Source organism: Corynebacterium sp. CCUG 61414 (assembly GCF_024453945.1).
In the GTDB taxonomy this organism is placed as follows: domain Bacteria; phylum Actinomycetota; class Actinomycetes; order Mycobacteriales; family Mycobacteriaceae; genus Corynebacterium; species Corynebacterium pseudogenitalium.
The window spans coordinates 1-25,606 of sequence record NZ_JAGPYU010000015.1 but is presented as its reverse complement, the minus strand read 5'-3'; the positions used below and the strand labels follow the sequence as shown (position 1 = coordinate 25,606).

24 protein-coding genes and 2 tRNA genes are annotated in these 25,606 nt (G+C 62.0%); 11 read left to right on the top strand and 15 right to left on the bottom strand.

Annotated features, from left to right (window positions below; translation table 11 throughout):
- Nucleotides 1-20 precede the first annotated feature (20 nt).
- The gene (locus KBX14_RS09485) at nt 21-818 is read left to right on the top strand and encodes a TetR/AcrR family transcriptional regulator (RefSeq protein ID WP_083290888.1); all 798 of its coding nucleotides are present in this window, start codon (nt 21-23) and stop codon (nt 816-818) included.
- Between the two features lie 16 nt (nt 819-834).
- Here KBX14_RS09485 and clpX read toward each other — a convergent pair whose 3' ends face one another.
- Nucleotides 835-2,112 carry an ATP-dependent Clp protease ATP-binding subunit ClpX gene (gene clpX / locus KBX14_RS09480; protein ID WP_070362031.1) on the bottom strand — a complete coding sequence of 426 codons (1,278 nt, stop codon included), beginning with the start codon at nt 2,110-2,112 and terminating at the stop codon, nt 835-837.
- An 87-nt stretch (nt 2,113-2,199) separates the two neighbouring features.
- Here clpX and KBX14_RS09475 point away from each other — a divergent pair, with 87 nt between their 5' ends.
- Nucleotides 2,200-3,009, top strand: a complete 810-nt coding sequence (locus KBX14_RS09475) for an alpha/beta fold hydrolase (RefSeq protein ID WP_256042408.1) — start codon at nt 2,200-2,202, stop codon at nt 3,007-3,009.
- 49 nt (nt 3,010-3,058) lie between these two features.
- Nucleotides 3,059-3,646 (top strand): hypothetical protein, encoded by a 588-nt coding sequence (locus tag KBX14_RS09470; RefSeq protein WP_177224295.1) that lies wholly within the window; start codon nt 3,059-3,061, stop codon nt 3,644-3,646.
- On the opposite strand, the gene KBX14_RS09465 is transcribed toward KBX14_RS09470, so the two are convergent.
- The 6 genes from KBX14_RS09465 to KBX14_RS09440 all read right to left on the bottom strand — a co-directional run bounded on the left by KBX14_RS09465 (nt 3,643) and on the right by KBX14_RS09440 (nt 8,267).
- Nucleotides 3,643-4,971 carry an MFS transporter gene (locus KBX14_RS09465; protein ID WP_071573558.1) on the bottom strand — a complete coding sequence of 443 codons (1,329 nt, stop codon included), beginning with the start codon at nt 4,969-4,971 and terminating at the stop codon, nt 3,643-3,645. The genes KBX14_RS09470 and KBX14_RS09465 overlap by 4 nt on opposite strands.
- 157 nt (nt 4,972-5,128) lie before the next feature.
- Nucleotides 5,129-5,749, bottom strand: a complete 621-nt coding sequence (locus tag KBX14_RS09460) for an ATP-dependent Clp protease proteolytic subunit (protein WP_070362028.1) — start codon at nt 5,747-5,749, stop codon at nt 5,129-5,131.
- A gap of 20 nt (nt 5,750-5,769) precedes the next feature.
- Entirely contained in the window at nt 5,770-6,351 is a 582-nt protein-coding gene (locus KBX14_RS09455; RefSeq protein ID WP_070362027.1) for an ATP-dependent Clp protease proteolytic subunit, read from the bottom strand.
- 191 nt (nt 6,352-6,542) lie between these two features.
- Nucleotides 6,543-7,895, bottom strand: a complete 1,353-nt coding sequence (gene tig, locus KBX14_RS09450; protein ID WP_256042407.1) for a trigger factor — start codon at nt 7,893-7,895, stop codon at nt 6,543-6,545.
- Nucleotides 7,896-7,972: 77 nt separating this feature from the next.
- A tRNA-Pro gene (locus tag KBX14_RS09445) sits at nt 7,973-8,046 on the bottom strand.
- Between the two features lie 146 nt (nt 8,047-8,192).
- Nucleotides 8,193-8,267 (bottom strand) — tRNA-Gly (locus KBX14_RS09440).
- A 152-nt stretch (nt 8,268-8,419) separates the two neighbouring features.
- Here KBX14_RS09440 and KBX14_RS09435 point away from each other — a divergent pair.
- From KBX14_RS09435 to KBX14_RS09415, 5 genes are read left to right on the top strand one after another with little or no spacing between them, the layout of a single operon-like run.
- Complete coding sequence (locus tag KBX14_RS09435; protein ID WP_256042406.1) at nt 8,420-9,229, top strand: DUF1542 domain-containing protein; 810 nt, start codon at nt 8,420-8,422, stop codon at nt 9,227-9,229.
- 59 nt (nt 9,230-9,288) lie between these two features.
- Nucleotides 9,289-10,068 carry an electron transfer flavoprotein subunit beta/FixA family protein gene (locus KBX14_RS09430; protein ID WP_256042405.1) on the top strand — a complete coding sequence of 260 codons (780 nt, stop codon included), beginning with the start codon at nt 9,289-9,291 and terminating at the stop codon, nt 10,066-10,068.
- Nucleotides 10,069-10,091: 23 nt separating this feature from the next.
- Complete coding sequence (locus tag KBX14_RS09425) at nt 10,092-11,072, top strand: electron transfer flavoprotein subunit alpha/FixB family protein (protein WP_256000901.1); 981 nt, start codon at nt 10,092-10,094, stop codon at nt 11,070-11,072.
- Nucleotides 11,072-12,520 carry a cytochrome b/b6 domain-containing protein gene (locus tag KBX14_RS09420; protein WP_256042404.1) on the top strand — a complete coding sequence of 483 codons (1,449 nt, stop codon included), beginning with the start codon at nt 11,072-11,074 and terminating at the stop codon, nt 12,518-12,520. Before KBX14_RS09425 ends, KBX14_RS09420 begins: the two co-directional genes overlap by 1 nt.
- 10 nt (nt 12,521-12,530) lie before the next feature.
- A complete protein-coding gene (locus KBX14_RS09415) occupies nt 12,531-13,364 on the top strand; it encodes an aldo/keto reductase (protein ID WP_070362022.1) in 834 nt (277 codons plus the stop codon).
- On the opposite strand, the gene KBX14_RS09410 is transcribed toward KBX14_RS09415, so the two are convergent.
- Together KBX14_RS09410 and KBX14_RS09405 are read right to left on the bottom strand one after the other, a co-directional pair.
- Entirely contained in the window at nt 13,361-13,825 is a 465-nt protein-coding gene (locus tag KBX14_RS09410) for a ribose-5-phosphate isomerase (protein ID WP_070362021.1), read from the bottom strand. The two genes, KBX14_RS09415 and KBX14_RS09410, sit on opposite strands and share 4 nt — an antisense overlap.
- 21 nt (nt 13,826-13,846) lie before the next feature.
- Nucleotides 13,847-14,464 carry a DsbA family protein gene (locus tag KBX14_RS09405; protein ID WP_256042403.1) on the bottom strand — a complete coding sequence of 206 codons (618 nt, stop codon included), beginning with the start codon at nt 14,462-14,464 and terminating at the stop codon, nt 13,847-13,849.
- Nucleotides 14,465-14,546: 82 nt separating this feature from the next.
- On the opposite strand from KBX14_RS09405, the gene pepN reads away from it, so the two are divergent.
- A complete protein-coding gene (gene pepN / locus KBX14_RS09400; RefSeq protein WP_256042402.1) occupies nt 14,547-16,955 on the top strand; it encodes an aminopeptidase N in 2,409 nt (802 codons plus the stop codon).
- A 3-nt stretch (nt 16,956-16,958) separates the two neighbouring features.
- Here pepN and KBX14_RS09395 read toward each other — a convergent pair whose 3' ends face one another.
- A complete protein-coding gene (locus KBX14_RS09395) occupies nt 16,959-17,672 on the bottom strand; it encodes a GntR family transcriptional regulator (protein ID WP_256042401.1) in 714 nt (237 codons plus the stop codon).
- Between the two features lie 336 nt (nt 17,673-18,008).
- Between KBX14_RS09395 and KBX14_RS09390 the strand changes: the two genes are divergently transcribed.
- Both KBX14_RS09390 and KBX14_RS09385 read left to right on the top strand, forming a co-directional pair.
- Nucleotides 18,009-19,037 carry a mechanosensitive ion channel family protein gene (locus KBX14_RS09390; protein ID WP_070478424.1) on the top strand — a complete coding sequence of 343 codons (1,029 nt, stop codon included), beginning with the start codon at nt 18,009-18,011 and terminating at the stop codon, nt 19,035-19,037.
- On the top strand, nt 19,021-19,443 hold the full coding sequence (locus tag KBX14_RS09385) for a globin (protein WP_070478425.1): 423 nt from the start codon (nt 19,021-19,023) through the stop codon (nt 19,441-19,443). The genes KBX14_RS09390 and KBX14_RS09385 overlap by 17 nt, the downstream gene beginning before the upstream one ends.
- Here the strand turns inward: KBX14_RS09385 and KBX14_RS09380 are convergent.
- From KBX14_RS09380 to KBX14_RS09360, 5 genes are all read right to left on the bottom strand, one after another.
- The gene (locus KBX14_RS09380) at nt 19,432-20,070 is read right to left on the bottom strand and encodes a hypothetical protein (RefSeq protein WP_256005403.1); all 639 of its coding nucleotides are present in this window, start codon (nt 20,068-20,070) and stop codon (nt 19,432-19,434) included. The two genes, KBX14_RS09385 and KBX14_RS09380, sit on opposite strands and share 12 nt — an antisense overlap.
- A complete protein-coding gene (locus KBX14_RS09375) occupies nt 20,071-20,523 on the bottom strand; it encodes a thioesterase family protein (protein WP_071573570.1) in 453 nt (150 codons plus the stop codon).
- A 24-nt stretch (nt 20,524-20,547) separates the two neighbouring features.
- Nucleotides 20,548-22,218 (bottom strand): energy-dependent translational throttle protein EttA, encoded by a 1,671-nt coding sequence (gene ettA / locus KBX14_RS09370; protein ID WP_256042400.1) that lies wholly within the window; start codon nt 22,216-22,218, stop codon nt 20,548-20,550.
- 106 nt (nt 22,219-22,324) lie between these two features.
- The gene (locus KBX14_RS09365) at nt 22,325-22,933 is read right to left on the bottom strand and encodes a single-stranded DNA-binding protein (RefSeq protein WP_070478429.1); all 609 of its coding nucleotides are present in this window, start codon (nt 22,931-22,933) and stop codon (nt 22,325-22,327) included.
- Between the two features lie 134 nt (nt 22,934-23,067).
- The gene (locus tag KBX14_RS09360) at nt 23,068-25,086 is read right to left on the bottom strand and encodes a bifunctional copper resistance protein CopD/cytochrome c oxidase assembly protein (protein ID WP_256005406.1); all 2,019 of its coding nucleotides are present in this window, start codon (nt 25,084-25,086) and stop codon (nt 23,068-23,070) included.
- Nucleotides 25,087-25,606 lie beyond the last annotated feature (520 nt).

The window sequence follows — 25,606 nt, the reverse complement described above, 5'->3', positions numbered from 1 at the left end:
GAGAAAAGTAGATGTCACCAATGAGCCAACATTCACGCATGCGTAGTAATTCAGGAGCGGATACAACGATGGATTTCCCCACCGACCCCACCTCGGCGAGTATCAAAGCACCTGAACCAGATATCAACGCAGAAATCGACAGTGTTGTTGACATCGCCCTCGACATGTTCGCCCGCGGTGGCTTCTCCCAAACAAAGCTGGGTGCCATCGCGAAGGAAACCGGCATGTCGAAGAGGATGATCCATTACCACTTCAGCGACAAAAAGGGCCTCTACGCAAAAACGATCAGGCGCGCGCTCGACCGCCTGGCTCCACCCGAAGAGATCCTGCAGCGCTCCTACGCAGTCCCGGTTGACGGCATGCGCCGCTTCGTAGACAGCATGTTCCACTCCTTCCAGGAAAACCCTGAGGCAGTTCAGCTGCTCATTCGTGAGCGGCTCGAGCCGGTCCTCGAGGACGCCTCGGCGGACATTGTGCACGGCCGCAGCGAGATCACGCTGCACGTCGAGCGCCTCCTGCTCGTGGGCCAGGACGCCGGCGCCTTCCGGCCGGGGATCTCCGCCGATGACGTACTCGCGCTGCTCACGGCGCTGAGCACGCTGCGGGTATCGGGCAACGCGGCGTCGATAATTACGAGCCACCTCGACCTCGACGAGCCGCGAAACGTCGAAGGGATGCGGCGCATGGTAATTGATACCGTGCTGGCGTTTTTGACATCCAACATCGCGCCTTCGGGCTACGAAAGCTACCTCGAGGCCACTCCCCTGCCGGACAGCGAAGGCACCGGCGCCAGCGACGACCTCTACGACATCTACTAGCTGCGACTCGGCAGCCTTACGCCGAGCGCTGCCCTTCCGCTTCCACGAACTGCGGCTCTGCAGCGCCCCGCACCACGTCGCCGTTGATGACGACTTCGCTGACGTTCTCGCGGTCGGGCAGGTCGTACATGATGGGCACGAGCACTTCCTCCATGATGGCGCGCAGGCCACGGGCGCCAGTGTTGCGCTCGGCAGCGCGGTCCGCGATCTCCTCGAGGGCGTCCTCGGTGAGCGTGAGCTGGGCGCCGTCCATCGAAAAGAGGCGGCTGTACTGCTTCACCAGTGAGTTCTTAGGCTCGGTGAGTACGCGCACCATGGCGTCGCGGTCGAGGTTCTCCACGTTCGCAATGATCGGCAGGCGCCCAATGAACTCAGGGATGAGGCCGAACTTCACCAGGTCACCCGGCTGCACCTGCGCCAGCATGTTGGCTTCGTCGCGCTCCTGCTTCGAGTCAATCTCCGCCCCGAAGCCGATGCCCTTCTTGCCCACGCGCTCCGCAATCACCTTGTCCAAGCCCGCGAACGCACCGGCGACGATGAACAGGATGTTCGTCGTATCAATCTGGATGAACTCCTGGTTCGGGTGCTTGCGCCCGCCCTGCGGCGGCACGGACGCGACGGTGCCCTCCAGGATTTTCAGCAGTGCCTGCTGCACGCCTTCGCCGGACACGTCGCGGGTAATCGAGGGGTTCTCGGACTTGCGGGAGATCTTGTCTACCTCGTCGACGTAGATGATGCCGTGCTGCGCCCGGTTAACGTCGAAGTCCGCGGCCTGCAGCAACTTCAGCAAGATGTTTTCGACGTCCTCTCCGACGTACCCCGCCTCGGTGAGACTGGTGGCGTCGGCAATTGCGAATGGCACGTTGAGCATCCTGGCAAGCGACTGCGCGAGGTACGTCTTGCCGGAGCCCGTCGGCCCCAGCAGCAAAATATTCGACTTCGCGATTTCCACTTCCTCATCACGCTTGCGGTTCGTTACATTCTCCGACTCCGCTCGGATGCGTTTGTAGTGGTTGTACACCGCCACCGCGAGCGTGCGCTTCGCCGAGTCCTGCCCGATGACGTACTGGTCCAAAAACTTGGTGATCTCACTTGGCTTCGGCAGCCGATCCGCAGCCTCATCCTGCTCAGCCTGCGCCCCGCCGAGTTCTTCCTCGATGATTTCGTTGCACAGTTCGATGCACTCATCACAAATGTAGACTCCGCCACCGGCAATAAGCTTGCGAACCTGCTTCTGCGTCTTGCCGCAAAAGGAGCACTTCAACAGGTTTGAGGTGTTTTGGGATGTTGCCATAGATGCGTTGGACTCCAGCTTCTTCGTCTCGCCTAAGGGTTGACCTTAGAGCTTAGCGGGTACGTCAAACTCACACACTCTCGCACGTTGTCGCGCATCGTGGCGATCAAGGGCACAATGGAGCGCATGACGCATATACATACTGTGGAATACGGCAATAAAGACAACACCAGCACCGTGGTGCTCCTCTCCTCCATCGCGACGACGCACGAATCCTGGTCGAAGCAGATTCCTGAGCTGGCGAAGCACCACCGTGTCATCGCGGTCGATCATCGCGGGCACGGCGACTCCGACGTCGCCCAGGTGGCTCCCGGTTCCGCAACCGTGAAGCTGCTTGCGCAGGATATCTTGAGCGCGCTCAACCGTGAGGGGGTCGACCGCTTCAGCGTTGTCGGCCTCTCCCTCGGCGGCGCCATTGCGCAGTATCTTGCGGCGTACAGCGGGCGCGTGGAGAAGGCAGTCTTCGCTTGCACCGCGACTTACCTCGGTGGCAATGAGCAGTGGGACGAGCGCACGCGCATCGCACGGGAGGAAGGCATGGGCCCCATCGCCGACATGCTCATTCCTAACTGGTTCACCCCAGCATTTATCGACGCCCACCCAGGGGAAGTCGAGCGCATCCACGACATGGTCAGCGCCATCGACCCCGAGGGTTACGCCCAAAACGGCGATGCCTTGGCAAAGTGGGACTTCGCTTCCCACCTGGATCAGATCACCTGCCCAGTGCTGACCATCGCGGCCGCCGGCGACGCCGGTACCGGCCCGGACAAACTGGCCGAAATCGCCGACGGCGTCGCAGGCCCCGTGGAGTCTGTGGTCATTGAGCCGGGCTCGCACCAGGTGCCCATCGAGAACCCTGCTCCGTTCAATGAAGCGCTGCTGAAGTTTTTGGGCTAAGATTTGTCGGCTACGCTAGACGCAGAAGTCTGTCAGAAAGGATCCCCTAGTGATGAACACCCGGCCCAAACTTGTGCTTGCCGCACTCTTGACGTGCACGACGCTGTTGGCCGGGTGTAACTCGTCGCCGGAGGATCGTTTGGCGGAGCCTGAGATCTCGTTCCCGGCGAAGGAGACGTCGACAAGCCCGGCGCCCGACGATGATGACGAGGACGCGACCGAGACCGAGACGTCCACCTCGACAAAGACATCGACGAGTACCTCGAAGAAGAGCTCAAGCTCGTCTAGCTCCTCGAGTTCTTCGAAAAAGTCGAGCTCTTCTGCCTCCTCTAGCGATGATGACAGCGACGAGCCCGCGCCAGTACAGCCTGCCGAGCCCGCCCCTCAGAACGGCGCAGCGTGCGCGTGGCCGAAGCAAGGCCAGCAGTCAGCGAGCGACGAATACAGCACCTTCTGCGACGGCGACTGGGCCCGCACCGTGATGCCGAACGGCCAGGAGTACTTCTGGGCCTCCAACGGCAACTCTTGGGCATCCGTTGACCCCGTCGGCGAGCACGAAGGCAACGCCTGCTGGGACCGTAAGGACTTCGCCTCCGCGCCGGCCGCGGTGCGCGACGCGGTCCCGTACTGCCCTTAAGCCTGCAGTACCTCCGCTGGCTTCTCGACGACGACCGGCTTCGCGGCCGGCGCACGCAGGCCTACCAGGGCGACCGCACTCAACACGAACACGCCTGCCGCAACGATGTAGAGCCCACGTGGCCCCAGCCCGGCCTCGGCGAGGTAGCCGATGAGCAGTGGTCCGCAGACCGAACCAACTCGCCCCACAGCCAACGCCACTCCAACGCCGGTCGCCCGCAAGTGCGTCGGGTAGGACGCCGGAGTCACGGTGTACATGCCGGTAACACACGCGTTCAGCAACATACCAACCAGTACGCCCAGCGGGAACGCCACCAACGACGCGCCCGCGGAGAAGATGAAGGCCACCAACGCGCCCGCGCCACCGATGGCGAAGGCGATGAGCAGCACGCGGGCGTCAACACGCGTGGTAATCACTCCGAAGATCAGCGAGCCGATCGTGCCGCCGAACGCGATCATGATGCCGCCGAAAATACCCTGCTGCGCGGACAGTCCCAGTTCGTTGAGCAACTTGGGCGTCCAGGAATTAGCAAAGGCAAAACCAAAGCTGATCAGCGAGAATGCAATCCAGATCCGTACAGTCGTCGACAGCCATACTGGGGAGACGATTGCGCGCAGGGCGCCCGAGGCGGAAGCCGGGGCGCTCGTCTGGGCCGGAACCACTGCTCCCCCGTGTCCAATACGGCGTGCGATACGCTCAACGCGCGCAGCGTCACCACGGCTTGCGAGCACGTCCACCGACTCCGGCAGCAACGCCGTTGCAAGCACCAGCGCCACGGCAGACAGAGCCGCGCCCACGAAGAAGATCCAGTGCCAGCCGTGGCTCTCCACAACCTTGGACGCCAGCACGCCGCACAGCGTCGCTCCAACGCCGTACCCCGACGCGTAGACCGCCATCGCCAGCCCACGGAACCGGTCGTTAGAATACTCACTGACCAGCACCGTCACGCACGCGAGCACGCCGCCCACGCCCACACCAGTGACGAAGCGCCACGCGATAAACGCCGCGGTACTCCCCGCGAAGCCCGACAGGAGCAGGCCCACGGTATCAATCAGCAGCGCCACAAGAATCACGTTTCGACGCCCCCATCGATCCCCCGCAGGCCCAAAGACCGCCGCGCCGACACCAACGCCGAGCAGCGCCGCCGACAGCACCCAACCCAGCAGGGACGAGCCGATCGCGAACTCCTCCGCCAGGTGCGGCGCCGCGAATGCGGTTGCAACGAGGTCATAGCCGTCAAGGGCGTTCAAATAGGTAATGACGGCAATGATCAGCCACTGGTACGGGCTCATCGGCCGAGTGTTAATGGAAGTTCTGATATCCACCGCGCTCTTTCCTTTATCTTCACGTGTCGTGTTTTCGCAGATGTGTGAAGAATGTACCGCACGGTCTGTCTATTCGCGTCCTTTTATTCACGCTTTGTCAAGCACACAAAAAGACGCCACCCGGTTACCCATGGTGGCGTCGAAAAGCGATCAGAAGTTAGCCGTTCAGCTTGCGGTAATCAAAGACCTGGTCGATGATGCCGTACTCAACAGCTTCCTGCGCGGTAAGGATCTTGTCGCGATCCGTATCAATGCGGACCTGCTCCGCAGTGCGACCGGTGTGGTGCGCGAGTGTGTCCTCCATCAGGCGGCGCATGCGCTCGATCTCGTTGGCCTGGATCTCAAGGTCAGAAACTTGGCCCTGGGTGCCCTGCGTCGCCGGCTGGTGAATCAGCACACGCGAGTTCGGTAGCGCAGCGCGCTTCCCCGGCGCACCTGCGGCAAGGATAACCGCCGCAGCGGACGCAGCCTGGCCGAGGCACACCGTTTGCACGTCCGGGCGGACGTACTGCATCGTGTCGTAAATCGCCATCAGCGCGGTAAACGAGCCACCCGGCGAGTTGATGTACATCGTAATGTCGCGGTCCGGGTCCTGGGACTCCAGCACCAGCAGCTGCGCCATGATGTCATTCGCGGAAGTGTCATCGACCTGGGTGCCCAGGAAGACGATGCGCTCCTCGAAAAGCTTGCCGTATGGGTCGATCTGCTTCGTGCCGAAGGAAGTCTCCTCCAAGAACTGTGGCAGCACGTAGCGGGAGGAAGGCATTTGGAAAGACATACGTAAATTCTCCTGTCTACTTAGTTGCTGATCGAGCCCTGAGCGCTCTCGATAACGTGGTCCACGATGCCGTACTCCATCGCCTCTTGGGCCGTGAACCAACGGTCACGGTCGGAATCCTTCGTAATCTGCTCGAAAGTCTGGCCGGTATGCTCAGCGATGAGCTGGGCCATCTCGCGCTTCGTCGCAGCGAACTGCTCAGCCTGAATAGCAATGTCGGCAGCAGTACCTCCAACGCCTGCGGACGGCTGGTGCATCATAATCCGAGCGTGCGGAAGCGCGTAACGCTTGCCTTTCGTGCCGCCGGAAAGCAGGAACTGCCCCATCGACGCCGCCAAGCCCATGCCGTACGTAGCAATGTCGCACGGCGAGTACTTCATCGTGTCATAAATCGCCATGCCGGCAGTCACGGAACCACCCGGGGAGTTAATGTACAGCGAGATGTCGCGAGTTGGATCCTCCGCGGACAGCAGCAAGATCTGCGCGCACAGCTTGTTCGCAATTTCGTCGTCAACCTGCTGGCCCAGGAAAATAATGCGCTCGCGCAGCAGGCGCTCATAGACAGAATCACCCAAGTTCATGCCCTGCGATGGGGATGTCATAAAAATGGCTCCTTCGTGGTTCAAACTCTTTTATGTAGCGTCAACAATGCCACCACCCTACTCCGATAGTCCACTTTGCACGGGGTTGTTCGCTGATGGCGTACACGTACGTTGTGAACCCGTAGTGAATGGCGAAACGCCCCGGCGTAGGCGCAACGCGTGCGCATCGCCGGGGCGTTTCAACTCACGATTTAGTCTTCGGAAGCCTCTGCTTCTTCCTCTTCAACCTCACCGAAGTAATCGTTCGGGTCGACGGTCTCGCCCTTGTCGTCCTTCACGGACACGCGGCAGATCGCGGTAGCGAGTGCCTTGCCACGGCGGACGTCTGCGAAGAGGTTACCGATCTGGCCTGCCTGCTGCAGCTGCGCCACGAACTGGTTCGGGTCCATGCCGTAGGACTGCGCGGTGAACAGGATGTGGTCGGTCATCTCCTGCTGGGAAACCTCAGGCTCCTCCTGGTCAGCAACAGCGTCCAGGAACAGCTGGGTACGGACAGCGGACTCAGCCTGCTCGTGGTTCTTCTTGTCGAACTCCTCGCGGGTCATGCCCTGTGCCTCGAGGAACTGTGCGACAGCAGCCTCGTCGTGCGCCAGCTGGCCGAGCATCTGGTGGAGCATGTTGTGCTCCTGCTCCTCGACGATGGACTTCGGAAGCTCGAACTTGGTCTCCTCGAGCGCTGCCTTCAGTACCTCGTCGCGGATGTCAGCTGCCTGCTGGGTCTTCTTGTCCTCAGCGAGCTGCTCCTTGGTGGATTCACGCAGCTCCTCAGCGGTGTCGAACTCGGAGGCCATCTGAGCGAACTCGTCGTCAAAGTCAGGAAGCTTGCGCTCCTTCGACTGCTGGACGTGTACCTTGATGGTGGCTTCCTTGCCCTTGTGCTCGCCGAACTCGATCGTCGCTGTGAACTCGTTGTCCTCGCCGGTCTTCATGCCGCGCAGCGCGGTGTCGAGGCCCTTGATCAGGTCGTCCGAGCCGATCTGGTAGGTCAGGCCCTCAGTGGAAGCCTCCTCGACCTTCTCGCCGTCAACCTCAGCGTGCAGGTCGATGACTGCGAAGTCGTCGGTCTTCATCTTGCGCTTGGTGTCCTTGAGCTCGCCGAAGCGCTCGCGGAGCTGGTCGATCTCCTTGTCGACGTCCTCGTCGCTGACCTCGAGGGCCGGAACAGTGACGTCAATCTTGGAGAAGTCAGGGACAGTAATCTCTGGGCGAACGTCGACCTCAGCGGTGAACTCGACGACGTCGTTGTCCTCGATCTTGGTGATGTTGATCTCTGGCTGACCGATCGGGTTCAGGCCATTTTCCAGGACAGCCTTCTCGTAGCGGGTTGGCAGCATGTCGTTGACAACCTGCTCCAGGATCGGGCCACGGCCGAAGCGGGCGTCGATCAGCTGGCGAGGAGCCTTACCGCGACGGAAGCCAGGAATGTTGACCTGCTGCGCAATTGACTTGTACGCCTGGTCGATTTCCTTGCCGAACTCATCGAAAGGAACGCTGACGTCCAACTTGACACGAGTCTCACTGAGCTTGTCGACGGAAGTCTTCACGGATTACTCCTGTAATTAATCGGGTAAATTGTACGGATATGTAAACAAGCCCGCTATTTCTAGCGGGCTTGTTGATGTCGGGGCGACAGGATTTGAACCTGCGACCCCCTGCTCCCAAAGCAGGTGCGCTACCAAACTGCGCCACGCCCCGCGAATGATTGCTCATTGCGACGTTGGCAACTATAACCATGCCCCAGAGCAATACGCAAATCGACAGTTCAACACTACTTTTGGGCTATATTCACAGAAACAAAAACGCGGCTACACATCCTGTGTAACCGCGTCCTTTTTACTACTTGGAGGGAATGACGGGAATCGAACCCGCGTCTTCAGCTTGGAAGGCTGAGGTATTAGCCACTATACGACATTCCCACTTCACCAAAAGGTGATGGGCGCAAGTGTAACCCACCGCCCACTTTGAGACAAAACCACCCGCTTAGCGTGGAACTTTCTCCCGACCACGTGCGTTGCACGTTGTAAGTACTGATAATTTGTGGCCGATCCCGAAGGAGCTTTCCCTCACTATGAACCTCATTTTGATCCTCGCTATCGTTGGCGCCGCGGTGTACCTGATAAAGAGTCGCCAGAATGGCTCGACCAACCAGCGCGAACAGCTCCAGCTCGAGGACGCGATTGCGGACGCACGCCGCTGGACAGAGCGACTTGGCTCGCAAGTCCTTACTATTTCCGGCACCGACGCCGCTTCGACCCAGGCGATGGCCGACGCCTCTGAACGCTACAACGCAGCAAGTGGCGCGCTGGGCCAGGCGACCACACCGAAGCAGGCTATGCTCGCTCGCGAATCTGCCCTGGAGGGGCTGCACTATGTCAACGCAGCACGCGAAATCATGGGCATGCCCGCGGGCCCAGAGCTTCCGGAACTGGAAGGCCAGCGTCGCGCGGGCCGGGTGACCGAAGAGCGAACGATCCGCCAGGAAGACGGCACCACCGTCACCGCATCCCCGTACGCTTCTGAACGCACCCCGAACTACTACCCTGGCGGCGTTGTCGCCGGCCGCCCAGTACCGGCTGGCTGGTACTCCACCGCCTGGTGGGCTCCAGCGATGATGACCGGCATGTGGGCTGCAAGTTCGATGATGTTCTACTCCGCGATGTTCGCAGGTATGGCCGGCACGCCATCGCCTGAGGCCTTCGCAGCGGGTGACTTCGGGGACGCCGGCGAAGGCGACTTCGGCGATATGGGAGATGCTGGAGACATCGACGATGCCGGGGAGATGGGCGACATGGGCGACGCCGGCGGCGAGGGCCTGTTCGGTGACGGCGGCCTCTTTGGGGATGGCGGTGGCTTCGACTTCGGGGGATTTGACTTTTAGTCCAGGCCAGTGCGCTAGAATGCCTACCGTTTAGCACCCCACCGTCTAAGGAGCGTTTCGTGAACATTGCAGTGTTGCTCAAGGAAGTCCCGGATACGTACGGCGACCGCGACCTGAATTTGGAAACCGGCCTGACCGATCGCTCCGGTGATGTCGTCGCTGACGAGGTCTGCGAACGCGCCGTCGAAGCCGCGATGCGACTCAAGGAGGCCCGCGGCGACGAGGAAACCATCGTCGACCTCATTACGGTAGGGCCAGAAACAGCGCATGCCAGCGTGCGCAAGGGCATCGCGATGGGCGCGGATGATGCCTACATCATTGCCGACGACGCGCTCCTCGGCGCGGACGTGACGCTGACGGCAGAAGTGCTCGCAGCGGCACTGCGCAACAAGGACTACGACCTGGTTGTGCTCGGTACCGCGTCCTCTGACGGCGGTGGCGGCGTCATGGCTGGACTGCTCGCAGAGATGCTCGGCTGGCCCGCCATCGCCAACGCGACCGAGGTCACGCTCAACAACGACATGGTGACTTTGACGCAGGTCAGCGATCACGCCACGCTCACCCTGGAGGCGCAGCTCCCGGCGCTGGTCGCGGTCTCGGACGAGTACCCGGATGCCCGCTTCCCGAACTTCAAGGGTCTGATGGCGGCGAAGAAGAAGGAACTGCACACGCTGACGCTGGCGGAGCTCGGCGTCGACGCGGAGGATTTTGCACGGCCGCGGGCGATCATGGTGGACGTCGAAAAGCGTCCTGCGCGTGAGCGCGGCGAGATCATTGACTACGGCCCGAACGCTGTGGGCCAGCTGGTCGACTTCCTTGCAGAGAAGCACTACATCTAACCCGCCGAACGAAGGATACTGACATGGCAACCTCTCCCCGCACAGTTTTGGTCGTGCTCGATGCGACGCACGACGACCAGCTCGACTCCACCGCCGCCGAACTCATCGGCGCAGCCGCGCCTCTGGGTACCCCGGTGGTGCTGACCACCAACCCTGCACACACCGAAGCGCTCGGCGAGCTCGGCGCAGCCGTGGTGCTGACCACTAACGTTGACGCGCAGCAGCAGGCAGTCCCACTTGTCGACGCCGCCGAGGCCGCGTTCAACGCCATCGACCCGGCAGCCGTGATCCTCGCCCACTCCGTCCGCGGCCGCGACGTCGCGTCGCGCCTGGCCGTGCGCAAGGGCAAGGCCCTGCTCACCGACGCGATTGATGTCCGCCGAGACGACCAGGGCATTGTGACGGACCACGAGAACTACGGCGGCGCCTACACCGCGACGGCCGCAGCGACCCACTCGGCGCCAATTATTACGGTGCGCATCGGCGCGATCGATCGCCGTGCGGACGCCACCGCGCCCGAGGTTCACGAGTTGGACGTCACCGCCTCCGGGACACGCGCCGCGACGGTGACTTCGGTGACGCCGGTGGTGCGCACCTCGACGCGCCCGGAGCTGCTCACCGCAGACCGCGTGGTTGCAGGAGGCGTTGCTTTGGGTGACGCGGACATGTTCGAGCAGCTCGTGGGCGGGCTTGCCGACGAGCTCGGCGCCGCAGTCGGCGCGACCCGCTCCGCTGCGGACGAGGACCAAATCAGCCACGACGCCCAGATTGGGCAGACCGGCATCGTGGTCAGCCCGAAGCTCTACATCGGCATCGGCATTTCTGGCGCTGTGCAGCACCTCGTGGGCATGCAGACAGCCGACACCATCATCGCGATCAACAACGATGAGGACGCTCCGCTGTTCGATATCGCGGACTTCGGCATCATTGGCGATCTCTTCGACGTGGTGCCGGAACTCATCGAGCAGATCGCAGCTCGCCGCGGCACGGAGGCGTCCGAGTAATGCAGGTGCACCTTCGTCGTGGCCTGCCCCGCGTAGCGAGCGGCCAGCCGTGGCCACCAGTTGATGAGGTCGCGCTCGAACCCGATCCGGCCGTGACCGGCGATCTGGTCGGCGCTCAAGCGGCTCCGGCCCCAGCGCAACCCGAAGGCGTATCGACGCCCCTCCGTCGCGGCCTGCCTCGTACCCCGAGCGGCCAGCCATGGCCTCCTACAGACTCGGTCGCAGTCGCTGCGGACCCTGCCGTGCAGCAGGTGTTTCCAGCGGCTGCAGAACGCACTGCTGCCGAACAGCCCGCGGAAGAGCAACCAGCTGGCCCGCTCACCACGGTCGCCGTGCGCCAGGGCCTTCCGCGTACTGCCGGGGCTGGCCCGTTCCCGCCTGTCGCCAGTGTCGACATCCCAGAGGACCCCGCTGTGGCGGTTCCTCCGCTCTACGGCGCAGCGGCGAAGGCTGCAGAACAGGCACCGGAACAGGTAGCGGCAGTCGAGTCCTCGCCGCAGCTAGCACAGCCCGAGCGGCCGGAGCCGTCGGCACAGTCCGTGCCCGCGCCGACCCAAGCGCCAACACGTCGCTGGTGGGCGTACGGTGGCGTCGCGCTGCTCGCTGCGTTCGTAGTCGCGGTCCTGGTGGCGCGCTGGTTCGTCGGCACCCCGACGGGCAGCAGCTTCATCGAGCGCTACACCGGTCAGCAGCCGCTGCCCGAAGGCGCACCTGTTGGGCTGCCGGCATGGTTGGGATGGTCGCACTTCTTCAACATGCTGTTCATGGCGCTCATCATCAAGACTGGTATGACCGTGCGCCACGAGCGCAAACCCGAAGCCTATTGGGCGCCGCGCACAAACCCCAAGAAGAAGATTTCTCTTACCCTGTGGCTGCACCTCACCATTGACGTGCTCTGGGTGGCACTCGGTGCGGCGTTCTACATCGTGCTGTTCGCCACCGGTCAGTGGATGCGCATCGTGCCCACGAGCTGGGAGGTCATCCCGCAAGCGGTCTCCGCGGGGATCCAGTACCTCAGCCTGGACTGGCCGACGGAGAACCCGTGGGTGCACTACAACGCGCTGCAGGAGCTGTCGTACTTTGCGGTGGTGTTCATCGCTGCCCCGCTGGCGATCCTCTCCGGCGCTCGCATGAGCGAGTGGTGGCCGAAGTCCTGGTCCTTCTTCTCGCTGAAGGCTGCACGCGCTATTCACTTCCCCACCATGCTGTTCTTCGTCCTGTTCACCGTGGTACACGTCTTCCTGGTGCTCACCACGGGTCTGCGCAGGAACATGAACGCGATGTTCGCTGCCTCCGGCGACGTCGACCCAGACGTGTACGGTACGAGCTGGACTGGCGTCATCCTGTTCCTCGTTGCGGCAGCCGTGATCGCGGTGGTGTGCAGGCTGGCTCGCCCCGCACTGGTAGCCCCGGTGGCGCAAGCGACTGGCAAGGTGACAAGCCGCTAAAGTAAAGCGCATGGTACCCATGTTTGCGCTTCACGACGGCACATCAATCCCCCAGCTCGGCTACGGCCTCCACCGCGTAGACCCACAGGAGGCCGAGCGGTTGGTCAGCGAAGCGCTGGAGGCAGGTTACAGGCACTTCGACACCGCCCACATTTATGGGAACGAAGAGGGCGTCGGCAAGGCAATCGCGAAGTCGGGGATCCCGCGCGAGGAGCTGTACATCACCACGAAGCTGTGGAACAACCGCCACCACGACGCCCCGGCGGCGCTCGAGGAGTCACTGGAGAAACTCGGTCTTGACCACGTCGACCTCTACCTCATTCACTGGCCGCTGCCCGGACAGGGCGCATACGTGGATGCGTGGAAATCCCTCATTGGACTCCGGGAGGCCAAACTCACCACCTCAATCGGCGTCTCAAACTTCCTGCCTGAGCACATCGAGCAGATTGAGATGCATACCGATGTCACCCCTGTGGTCAACCAGGTTGAGCTGCACCCGCTGTTCCAGAACTGGAAAGAGCTCGACGCGATGCGCGTGCACAATATCGCAATCGAGGGCTGGGCTCCGCTCGGCGGCGGCGCCTACGACCTCACGGACTTCCCCGAAATTACCGACGCCGCCGAGGCACACGGCAAAACGCCAGCGCAGGTGGTTCTACGCTGGCATCTGCAGAACGACGTGATCGTGTTCCCCAAGACCACGTCCGCGGAGCGGATGCGTGAAAACATGGACATTTTCGACTTCACGCTCAGCCCCGAAGAAATGTCCGCCATCGTCGCGCTCGACGAGGAGGAGTTTGGGCGCCACGGCCCGCACCCCGCGGACTACGAAGAACTGGGCTAGATAGCCGGGGCTTCGCCCGTCTCCTCGTATTTGGACAGGATGTCGATGCGGCGCTGGTGGCGCTCCTCGTTGCTCCACTCCTGACCAATGAACGCGTCGACGATCTTCAGCGCTTCTTCCTCGGTGTGCATGCGCCCACCGATACCGATGAGCTGCGCGTTGTTGTGCTCGCGTGCCAGGCGCGCGGTCTCCTCAGACCACGCCAAGGCGCAGCGAGCGCCCTTCACCTTGTTCGCGGCGATCTGCTCACCATTGCCAGAGCCGCCCAGCACGATGCCGAGGGAGCCTTCGTCCGCTACCGTCCGCTCAGCTGCGGCGATGCAGAACGCTGGGTAGTCGTCGAGGGCGTCATACTCGTGCGCACCACAGTCGATGACTTCATGGCCCTGCTTTTCCAGGTGGGCCTTAATCTGATTCTTTCGTTCGAAACCGGCATGATCTGCCCCAAGGTAAATTCGCATGCGCTCTACCCTACCTTCCTGCTAGCTCACCTGCGGCGGTTCCGTGCGGGAACGCTTCAGTTCGAAGAAGTAGGGGTATTCGCTCAGTGCCAGGGAGGCGTCGAAAAGCTTGCCTGCCTCCTCACCCGTTGGGACGCGGGTGATGACCGGCCCAAAGAATGCGGTGTCTCCGAGCTTGACCACCGGGGTGCCCACCTCGTCACCGACGGCGTCCATCGCACCCTGGTGGTAGGTGCCCAGCAGCTCGTCCATCTCGTTCGTGTTGGCGACATCGGCGTAGCTGGCGTCGAGACCTACCTCTTCGAATGCTGCCGCGATGATCTCGTCGTAGGCGCCGTAGCCCTTCTTACCGCCCTGCTCCTCGGCGTGAATGGCGGTGCCCATCGCGGTGTAGAGCGCGTCGATCTTCTCTGGGTGGTCGCGCTTCACCGCTGCGAACACGCGCGCGGGACCCCAGTTAGCCTCCATCATCTTGGCGTAGTCGGCGGGGATGTCGCGGCCGTCGTTAAGAATGGACAGTGACATCGGCACCCACTCGACCGTGATGTCGCGGACCTTTTCTACTTCCTTCATCCAGCGCGAAGTGAGCCAGCAAAATGGGCAGCTTACGTCGAACCAAAAGGTAACTGGTGCAGTCACAGAATCATTCCTCCATTCGTTCCGGAAATTATGCAGCCACCATAGCGAAAAACACACAGGTACGGCGAGTATGTTGGAGGACATGAAGACAAACCTCAAGCGCAGCGACGCACAACTTCGCGCACAACTTATCTCAGATGTCCATTACGATATTGCGCTCGATGTCAACGGAGCAGAGCAGTTCACGTCGACCACCACGGTCACGTTCCGCTCGGGCGCAGGCGAGACCTTCTTCGACCTGGTCGCCGACGAGTTCTCCGCAACGCTCGACGGCCGCCCCGTCGACGGCCGCACCCTCACTCTCACCGAGGGCGAGCACACGTTAGTTGTCGACGCCACCATTACCTACAACCACACCGGAGAAGGCCTGCACAAGTTCGTCGACCCGGTGGACAACAAGGATTACCTCTACACCCAGTTCGAACCCGCGATGGCGATGAAGGCGTTTGCCTGCTTCGACCAGCCAGATATCAAGGCCACGTATAAGATTGCCGTCGACGCGCCAGAGGCCTACACGGTCGTACTCAACGAGGAGGCGACCCATGAGGGCAACGTGTGGTCCTGCACCATTGATTACCCACTGTCGACGTACCTGGTGGCAATCTGCGCCGGCGAGTACGAGTTCGTCGAAGACGAGTACGTCGACGATCTGAAGCGTATCCCGCTTCGCATCTTTGCCCGCGCCTCACTCATGGAGCACCTCGACGCGGAACGCTTGTTCCGCCAGACGAAAGACGGCTTCGCGTACTACCACAAGAATTTTGCGATTGCGTACCCGTTCGGCAAGTACGACCAGATTTTCTGCCCCGAGTACAACATGGGCGCAATGGAGAACGCCGGCGCGGTGACGTTCCGCGATGAGTACGTCTTTACTTCCGAGCCAACCCCGTATCGCCTCGAGCGCCGCAACGACACGATCCTGCACGAGATGGCGCACATGTGGTTCGGCGACCTCGTCACGATGCAGTGGTGGGACGACTTGTGGCTCAACGAGTCCTTCGCAACCTGGTCCGCGGCCATTGCCCAGACTGAGATCGGCGAGTACCCGAATGCGTGGACGACGTTCGCCGCCGTCGAGAAGGCATGGGCCTACCAGCAAGATCAGCTGCCGACGACCCACCCAATTGCCGCTGACGCCCCGGACATCGAGACTGCTGAGCAGAACTTCGACGGGATCACCTACGCCAAGGGCGCATCCGTGCTGAAGCAGCTGCAGGCATACGTTGGCCGCGACGAGTTCTTCGCGGGCGTGCGCGATCACTTCAACAACCACAAGTTCAGCAACGCTACCTTCGACGATCTTCTGGGCGCGTTGGAGAAGTCGTCGGGCCGCGATTTGAGCGAGTGGTCCCAGCAGTGGCTGCGCACCACCGGTGTGTCCACCCTTCGCCCTGAAATCACCGAGGATTCCTTCGCAGTCGTGCAAGAGTCCGACGTACTGCGCACCCACCGGGTCGGCATCGGGCTGTACAAGCTTGACGGCGACAAGGTCGTGCGCACCCACCACGTGAACGTCGATATCGAGGGGGCGCGCACCGAGGTACCCGAACTCGCCGGCATCGACCACGACCTCGCGTTGGTCAACGACGAGGACCTCACCTACTGCAAGATGCGCCTCACGCCGGAACACACTGGGTTCGTTCTGGAGCACATCGGGCAGATCGAGGACCCGCTTGCACGCACCCTGTGCTGGTCATCCCTGTGGGAGGCCGTCCGCGACACGCTGCTTCCGGCGCGCAAGTTCGTGATGGCCGTGGCAAACTTCAGCCGCCTCGAAGACCAACCGAGTGTGCAGGAGCGTCTCCTCGCACAGGCTACGCTGGCGGTCAAGCAGTACGTGGCGTGGTCCTGGCAGCGCACCGGCTTCTACATGCTCAGCGAGGCATTCCGCGGCCAGGAGCCTGCAGGTATCTACCAGCGCGCGCTCGCCCGCCTGCAGCCTTCGAAGCAGAACACGACGTACTTCCACGAACTCCTACAGTCGCTGGATAACCAGGAGATTCGCTGGCTCGTGCTCACGAACCTTGTCGCAGGCGGCGCCATGCTGGCCAAGACCGCCAAGAACGAGGAGGATCCGTCCTCCGAGGGTGCGCTGTCGCGCCTGCGTATCGACGCCGTCACGAACAAGCAGTGGGCGTGGGATGAGATCGTCAGCGGCACACGCACAAACCTCGAGGTGCGCTTCCTTATCGACGGCCTCACCTTCACCTCCGAAGGCATGGACGGCTTGGCCGAGCGCTACTTCGAGATCGCGCCAGAGCTGTGGGACAAACTGACCAACGAGATGGCTCAGAACACGCTCGAGGGCCTGTTCCCGCTGTGGGATATTTCGATTGCTACAGTCGAGCGCGCCGAGGCGCTCCTTGCGCGGGAGGACATTCCGGCGGGCCTGCGCCGCATCGTTTCGGAGGGTAAGGCCCGCGTGGAGCGCGCGCTGCGCAACCGTGTTGGTGACGCAGGCGCGGAAGGCGCAGCGAAAACGCTGCGCTAGAGGCTAGAGCTCCTCGACGATGCGGATCTGCGCCGCATCCGTGCGAGCCACGATAGAGGCGAACATGACCAGCGTGTCACCCTCAAAGAGCTTGCGCGTGATGCGGTGCACCGGGGTGTTCGCCGCCAAGGAGAGGCTCTCGCGCTCCTTATCGGTCGGGTTGGCCGGGAACAGGATGTCCTCGCGGCGCAGGTGAGGAGTCACGCCACCCAGGTCGGTACGCTGGCGACGTGCGTAGTCGACGGAGCTACGGCTGTACTTGGACTCGTAGCCGGGACGCACATAGGTGGTTTCAGCGAACACCGGGTTACCGTTGGCGAAGTGAACGAGCTCGCTGGTGAGCAACTTATCGCGGGAGTCTACGCCGAATGCAGAGACGACGATCTGCGGTGCGGGCGCAGCGGTCTCCGAAATCAGTTCGGAAGAGACGTCCAGACCATGCGCGATAAGCTGCTCCGTCAGCGATACCTTGCCCGTCAAGTCTATGATCGGAGGCAGCGCGCGAACGAATGTGCCACCGGTGCGGCCACGCTTACGCTCAATAATTCCTTCGAGCTGCAATAGGTCCAGTGCATGGCGCACGGTCATGCGTGCCACCCCGTACATGTCTACAAGTTCGCGTTCTGGCGGTAGCTTGTCGCCGGGTTCGAGCTCGCGCGATTCGATCTGGCTCCGCAGAGCATCAGCAATCGCTACATACGCTGGCTTTTTCGCCATAAATTCCTCCTATTTTTGCGGCTGCGTTTAGGTTCACTGCCGCCCGCCCATAACTCCAGGTGTGACGCCAAAAGGTACAACACCAAAATCTCAGTTGTTTCTAATATAGTTCATTGGACCATAAAAGTACCTAACAATAAATTTGAACAAAGTGCGCGACACTTGACACGTCCATAAATTGCAAAGTCATACTTTCAGTTGAACCCTATCGACGTGCCAAATTCAGGAATCTCCAACGCCAATTACAACATCGCCCAAGCCACGGCCAATACCCCCATTTGCGGTAACCCGGGTGCTCGACGGCTGCTCGAGACGTAGCGCGTAAACTAGAGCACAATGTTTTCTCTTACGCAGTTTTCTCCATCAGTCTTAGCCAAATCCGTGAGCGTTCCAGATGTCGACGAAGCCGTCGACTCCGTCACCTCGTGGTGGAATGACCCCGCCACGCGAGACATCTTTGTGACCCGCCCCCTGTGGATCCTGGTCATCCTGGCCATTGCCCTTGTGTTGCACATCGTGGTGCGCAGAATCATTACGAAGGCCGCGAACAACGCCATCAACTCCTCCAGCGCGGCTCTCCCCTTCCGCCGCCGCGCTGGCGCCGTGAAACCCGACACTGCGCATTCGCGCTCGCGGGAGCAGCGCCGCCAGCAGCGCATCCTCACGCTGGCGAACGTAGGACGCTCCGCGGCAGCAATTGTGATTTGGGTGTGGGCGGTCCTCGCGGTGCTCGACCAACTCGGGGTCAACGTCGCCCCGCTCGTGGCCTCTGCGGGCGTCGTCGGCGTCGCCCTCGGCTTCGGCGCGCAGTCCCTTGTGAAAGACTTCCTCAGCGGCATCTTCATGTTGCTGGAAAACCAGTACGGTGTCGGTGACGTCATCGCGGTCAACGACATTGAGGGCACTGTAGAGCACGTCACGATGCGCATCACCACCGTCCGCGATATTGACGGCACCCTCTGGTACGTCCGAAACGGTAACATCGATCTGCTTGGCAACCAGAGCGACGTCTTCTCCGTTGCCCGCCTCGAGATCCCTGTTTCCATCCAGGCTGATCCGGAGCAGGCAGCCAGCGTCGTCGAGGCCGCAATGCAGGACGCAGTGACGCGCCCCGAGATCAAGGACAAACTCGTCGGTGAGGCCACCATGCTGGGCATTTCCAAGTTCGACCCGGAGTGCGCAACCCTGCGCGTGATGGTCAATACGCTGCCTGGCGAGCAGTGGGGCGTCTCCCGTTTCATGACCGCGGTCATCCTCGAGGCGCTTCACACGCACGGCGTGCCGCTGCCTGGCACGGAGCCGACCTACATCCGACACCTGGACCGCACCCCTGGAGGCGAGAACAACGATGCAGATCAGCAATAGCAACGAGGCACAGCAAACGCTCTACGAAGCCGTCGGCGGCGAGGAGTTCTTCCACACGCTCGTGCACCGCTTCTACGCCCAGGTCAAAGAAGATGACCTCATCGGCCCCATGTACCCCGACGAGGACTGGGAAGGCGCCGAATCCCGCTTGCGTTGGTTCCTCACCCAATACTGGGGCGGGCCACGCACCTACCAGGAGCGCCGTGGCAACCCAATGCTGCGCCGCCGCCACTTCCCGTTTGCAATCGGGGAGGCTGAGGCGGACCGCTGGCTCGAGCTGATGGGCAAGGCAATGGCCGAGTTTGACGACGCCACCCTGCCCCAGCCCTACCGCGCCGCCATGTGGAATCACATGCAGCGAGTCGCGTACATGATGATCAACCAGGGCCCGCGGTCATACGAATAGGCTCAGCGACTTGCTGTGGTAGACGGTGCCGAAGGGGGCGTCGATACGCACCCACCTGCCTGCGCTCGAAACCCGCAGGTAGCGAGGCACTTCGACCGGGGCTTCGAACCCCGGAATGAGCCCAAGCGAGGTGCAGGTAAACACCGCACGCATGGGTATTTCAAGTTTCGGGCCGCGGTCGTCCGCGTCGACGGTGATGACCACGGCGTCGAGAAGTGAAACCGGCGGGCCGAGCGGGCCCGCGAACTGGCGCGCAAGGTTTCGGCCTTCGTCGGCGAGCTGACGCGCTGTAGAAATAGGCACCTCTTCGCGCAGCACGAACCCTTGCGCCGGTGGCAGTGCCCCAGGCCAGTTCTGATCCTGCGCCGCGCCAAGTGTTCCCGTCGCAGTTTCGAGTGCCTCGAGAACCCGGCGCGCAGGCACCACCGCACCGTCGCGGGAGATAGTTCCGCGGACCCGGCGCGAGGCGACGCAGTCGAACGGGGTGGTGACAAAGACATCGACGTCGTGTTCCCCGACTCGCTGGAACCGCGCGTAGGCGTCATCCTGGAGTGCGAGGGCGCGCTGCAGCAGGGCGCGCAGTCCGCGCTCCCCCTGCTCAACAACAAGCGTTTCGGTGGTAGCCACCTATGCCTGCCCCAGCTCGTCGTCACCGTCGAGCGTTGTGTAGGCGCGGGCAAGGATGCCGAGCTCCTGCGAGGTGATTGCTCGCGGGCTCGCCGTCCGTTTATCCACGGTGACCTGTACGCAATCAATCACGCAACAGACGCTGCCTTGTGCGTCCTTGATCTCCTGACGCGTCGTAAAGGACGTGTTGCCGAGGTGGATCACCTGCGTATCAACGGTCACTGCCTGCGTGTTCGGCAGCACTGGGCGAACGTAGTCCGCTTCGATGCGCCGAACGAACACCACAAACTCGTACCCCTGAGACTCGAAGAACTCCTGGGCAAACGCGAGTCGCGCCTGCTGCGCGATCTCGATGTAAGCCGAGTTTGTCACATGGCCGTACCGGTCAAAATCGTTCCACCTCAGCGAGATGGAGTGCGTGTGAATCCTGCCGCGCATATTCTGTTCCGACATAGCCATTTCCTACCTTTTCCGCTGTTAGCGGCTGAGCTTGCGGTGGGTGACGCGCGACGGCTTCGCCGCTTCCTCACCGAGGCGCTCAACCTTGTTCTTCTCGTAGTCGCCGAAGTTGCCCTCGAACCAGTACCACTTGCCTTCCTCAACGTTGCCTTCCCAGGCGAGGATGTGGGTACAGGTGCGGTCCAGGAACCAGCGGTCGTGCGAAATCACGACAGCGCAACCTGGGAACTTTTGCAGCGCATTCTCAAGCGAGCCAAGGGTTTCGACGTCCAAGTCGTTGGTCGGCTCGTCGAGCAGGATCAGGTTGCCGCCCTGCTTCAGCGTCAGCGCCAGGTTCAGGCGGTTACGCTCACCACCGGAGAGCACCTTGGACGGCTTCTGCTGGTCAGCGCCCTTGAAACCGAACGCCGAGAGGTAGGCCCGCGACGGCATTTCGTTCTGGCCGACCACGATGTAGTCGAGGCCGTCCGAGACTACTTCCCACACCGTCTTTTCCGGGTCGATGTTTTCGCGGTTCTGGTCGACGTAGGACAGCTTCACGGTCTCACCGACCACGACGGTGCCTGCGTCTGGCTCTTCCAGCCCAACGATGGTCTTGAACAGGGTGGACTTACCCACACCGTTCGGGCCGATCACGCCCACGATGCCGTTGCGCGGCAGCGTGAAGAACAGGTCCTTGATCAGGACGCGGCCGTCGAAGCCCTTGTCCAGGTGCTCGACCTCGACGACCTTGTTGCCCAGGCGTGGAGGCGTCGGGATCTGGATTTCTTCGAAGTCCAGCTTCTTGTACTGCTCTGCCTCGGCAGCCATTTCCTCGTAGCGTTCCAGACGCGCTTTGTTCTTCGCCTGGCGCGCCTTCGGCGAGGATCGTACCCACTCGAGCTCGTTCTTCAGACGCTTCTGCAGTTTCTGGTCCTTCTTGCCAGCAACCTCGAGGCGCTCGGCCTTCTTCTCCAGGTAGGTGGAGTAGTTGCCCTCGTATGGGTAGAGCTTGCCGCGGTCGACCTCACAGATCCACTCGGCCACGTTGTCCAGGAAGTAGCGGTCGTGGGTAATCGCCAGAACTGCGCCCGGGTAGGACTGCAGGTGCTTCTCCAGCCACAGGACGGACTCGGCGTCCAGGTGGTTCGTTGGCTCGTCGAGCAGCAGCAGGTCCGGTTCGGACAGCAGCAGCTTCGCCAGCGCGACGCGGCGGCGCTCACCACCGGAAAGCTTGGTCACCGGGCTATCGGACGGCGGGCAGCGCAGTGCTTCCATCGCCTGCTCAATCTTGGAATCGACCTCCCAGGCGTCAGCGGCGTCGAGCTCCTCCTGGAGTTTGCCCATTTCTTCCATGAGCTCGTCGGTGTAGTTCGTCGCCATCTCTTCAGCGATTTCTTCGAAGCGCTGCTTCTTCTCGAAGATGTCGCCGAGGCCCTCTTCGACGTTCTCTCGAACGGTCTTCTCCTCGTTCAGCGGTGGCTCCTGCAGGAGGATGCCGACCGTTGCGCCGGGATCCAGGAATGCTTCGCCGTTGTTTGGCTGGTCAATCCCCGCCATGATCTTGAGTAGCGAGGACTTACCTGCGCCGTTTGGCCCAACGACACCAATCTTGGCGCCGGGATAAAAGGCCATGGTGACATTGTCCAAAATGACCTTGTCACCGATGGCCCTGCGAACGTTTTTCATCGTGTAGATGAACTCAGCCACGTAAAAACCCCTTTAACTGAAGCGGACATACATCGTTTCACAGGGTACATCAGCGAAAGGTGAACGTGCGCTTCCCCAGCGCCGAGCGAGAGCGCAACCGCGGGCGTCAGAACGGCGCGGGGCCGTCGTCACTTTCGCCGCTGCCAGCACCCACAGCTACCGGCTCGAGTTCAGGCGACTGCGGTTGTGGTTCCGTAGCCGCCGCCGAGTCCGACGCCTGCATCTTCATTTGCTCGAAGTAGAACTCGCGCTCCTCTTCCGTCATGAAGTCGACCGCCGTCTTGATCTTCACCGCAGGCTGGCCCTCGAGTGTGTGGCCGTTCTCGGTGATCTTCCAGGAGGAGATCTGGTGCATGCCGAGCTCGAACGCGACCTTGTCCGCTTTCAGCACGGTGCGGTACCGGTTGAGCTTCTCACCGGCGTCGTTAGTTTCCACCCAGGTCTCCGTGACCAACCGTCCGGAGACCATCACCGGCGCGCCACGGAACAGTGAGGTGCGCGCGTTGATGGCGAGCTGGTTCCAACACTCGACGTCGATGTAGAGCTGGTCCGTGTCCTCCCAAATGTCGCGGCCTTGGTTGTCCTGCTCGCCCGTGCGCCGCCTGCGGGAGGACGCGATGCGCATCTTGCACACCGAGTTTCCCGACGCCGGGAACCACTTAAAGTACGGTGCTGCCGTCAAGTTTCCGCATACGGTGACGTTCATCTGGCTCATTGTTGTGTCCTTTCAATTGTTTGCTGAACTGGTACAACTCGGAGCTTTCCAGTGCAGAAACAGAAAAGAAAGGATGCGGCCTTGCAGCCTGTGGATTGATTTTTGGAATTCCACAGATCCCAGGGAATCGTCGATTAGCCCTTGTGCTGCGGGGTATCCGACGTGTACTGTGCGAGCATTTCGTTGTAGGCGCGCCACTCGGCGTCGTCAGTCTCGTCCGCGATGCGGTCGACCTCTGCGGTTTCTGCGCGGTCCTCGCGCCACCACAGGATGAACAGCACACCGAACACGATAACCAGCGGGAACGAGCCCGACGCCCAGGCGATACCGCCGCCCACCTTCTGGTCCGCCAGCAGATCCGGGTCCCACGGCAGGAGCAGCGAACGGTAGAACTCCTCGCCCATCACGGTGTTGAGCTGCATGAGGTACACACCCATAAAGAGGTGCACCGGCATGGAGATCCACAGCCACAGCAGGCGCGTCTTCGCCGTCACGCGCCCCTCGATGTAGTCCGGGCCGATGAGCTCCCAGAAGTAAAAGTAGCCCGACACCAGGAACACCGCGTTCATGATGACGTGGCCCGCGTGCTCCGAAATCATCAGCTCGTACAGGTCAGTGAACACGTACATGACATAGAAGAACACCAGGAACTGCACCGCGGACACCGGCGGGTACGTCACGATGCGCAGGAACTTACTGCGCTGGAAGGACTGCGCCCACAGCCGGGGGTTGAACTCCCCGGACGGGTAGGCGTCGATAATGAGCGACAGTGGCGCGCCCAGCACGAGGAACACCGGCACCCCCATCGACAGGATCATGTGGACGGTCATGTGCGCCGAGTAAGAGGCCGGCATGTGCAGCCCGATGCCGGAGCACATCGTGACTACGACGGTCGCGCAGCCCAGCAGCCACCACGCCGTGCGCCCCTTCGACCACCCGCTCACCCGGCGCGTCAGGTGCAGGTAGTAGACGGCCAGCAGGATCGCGATCACGCTGTAGAGCAGCTCGAATCGCCACAGCCCGACCCAGTTCGCCCAGGTCAGTGGGTCCTCGAGGTTGTAGCCCATCTGGATCTGCATCGGGGTGAGGTTCGGGTCTCGTGGCGGTGGCGGCGGAGTGCGTCCGAGCGTGACAGCGAGGCCAGTCACGGCGGCCATCACCAGCACTTCCACCGCGCCGAGCCGTACGAACGCTCTGCGTTGCGACGGCCCCTCCGCCTCAAGCGCCGGAATCGTGCGCTCGCGGTGCGCATACCCCATCAAACCAAGCAGCAGTATGCCAACCAGCTTGCCCACCAGCACCCAGCCGTAGGCGTAGCGGGTGATGTCGTCCAGGTGCACGCGGATCGCGCCATTAATCACGCCCGACACCGCCATCGCTACGAACGCGAACAGCGCGATGCGCGAATATCTGCGCACCGCCGGTGCCAAGTCCGGCCCCAACCTGAAACCGTGCGCCACCAGCGCCATCAGGGCACCAACCCACACCAGCAGGAACACCAGGTGCCAGATGAAGGAGTTCGTGCCGAAGTCGTGATCGCCACCGGTCGCGGAGTGACCAGTCAGCGCCAGCGGCATAATCGCCAACAACGAGCCGATGAACAAAGCCACTTGCGACCACCAGCACGACACCCGGTACCCCGCCACGGCCACACACGCCGCGATTGCCGCGACAATCAGCCAGACGCGGGCGTCAGCAACCTTGTCCAGCGCCAAGGTCCAGGCGTCGACCTCAAACATCACGGTGCTCAGCGGCTGGCCTGAGACGTCGGAAAGCACCAGCGGCACCATCACCACTCCGATCAGCGCCAACCCCGCGGATGATGCCGCCCCCGTCCGGGAAGCAATCACCCCGTCGACGGTCAAGTGCGCGCCGTTGAGGTCAGCGCCCGTCTGCTTCGGCGGCAACAACCACGCCGAGAAGAGAAAGGACCCAGCTGCCAGCGCGGCCAGTACCCACGCTGCGCCCCGCAGCGCCGGCAGTCCGAACGTCGTCAACGCCCCCGGATCCGGGATGCCCAACGCCGCGAGCGAGGCGCCCGCGAACATCTCCGAAATCACCCCGGCGATGAGCGCCGCGACGAGCCCCGCCGCAAGATACAACGGAAACGCCGCTTTCACCGCCGACTTTGAGGCAACCTGCGCATTTGACATGCTCACTACCCTACGTTTGCAATCTGCATGTTCCCAAGTTTTTCGACGCCCACTTCTCCCCCTCTACGTCACAAGTGTGAACAATAGCTTCTTGCTCAGCCCCACCAGGACTCAGACCTGTCGGGGACAGTTCACTTAAAAGAACGCTGCCATCCACCATTCGCTGATTCCGCGCCGCGGACACTCGGCTTGCCACACCCTGTCCGCGGCAGCACGTTCACCAGCCGTTTGAGAAAACCAACCGCTTAATCTGTCCGCCCCACGGACACGCAACCGATGATGCCTCAACCCGGAAAAACTGTCCGCCCCGCGGACAACCCGCATGCCACACCCTGTCCGCGGCACCCCTCCCACCTTGCGGATTGAGCAGAACCAACCACTTACCCTGTCCGCCCCGCGGACACGCACCCGATGATGCCTCAACCCGGAAAAACTGTCCGCCACGCGGACAACCCGCATGCCACACCCTGTCCGCGGCACCCCTCCCACCTTGCGGATTGAGCAGAACCAACCACTTACC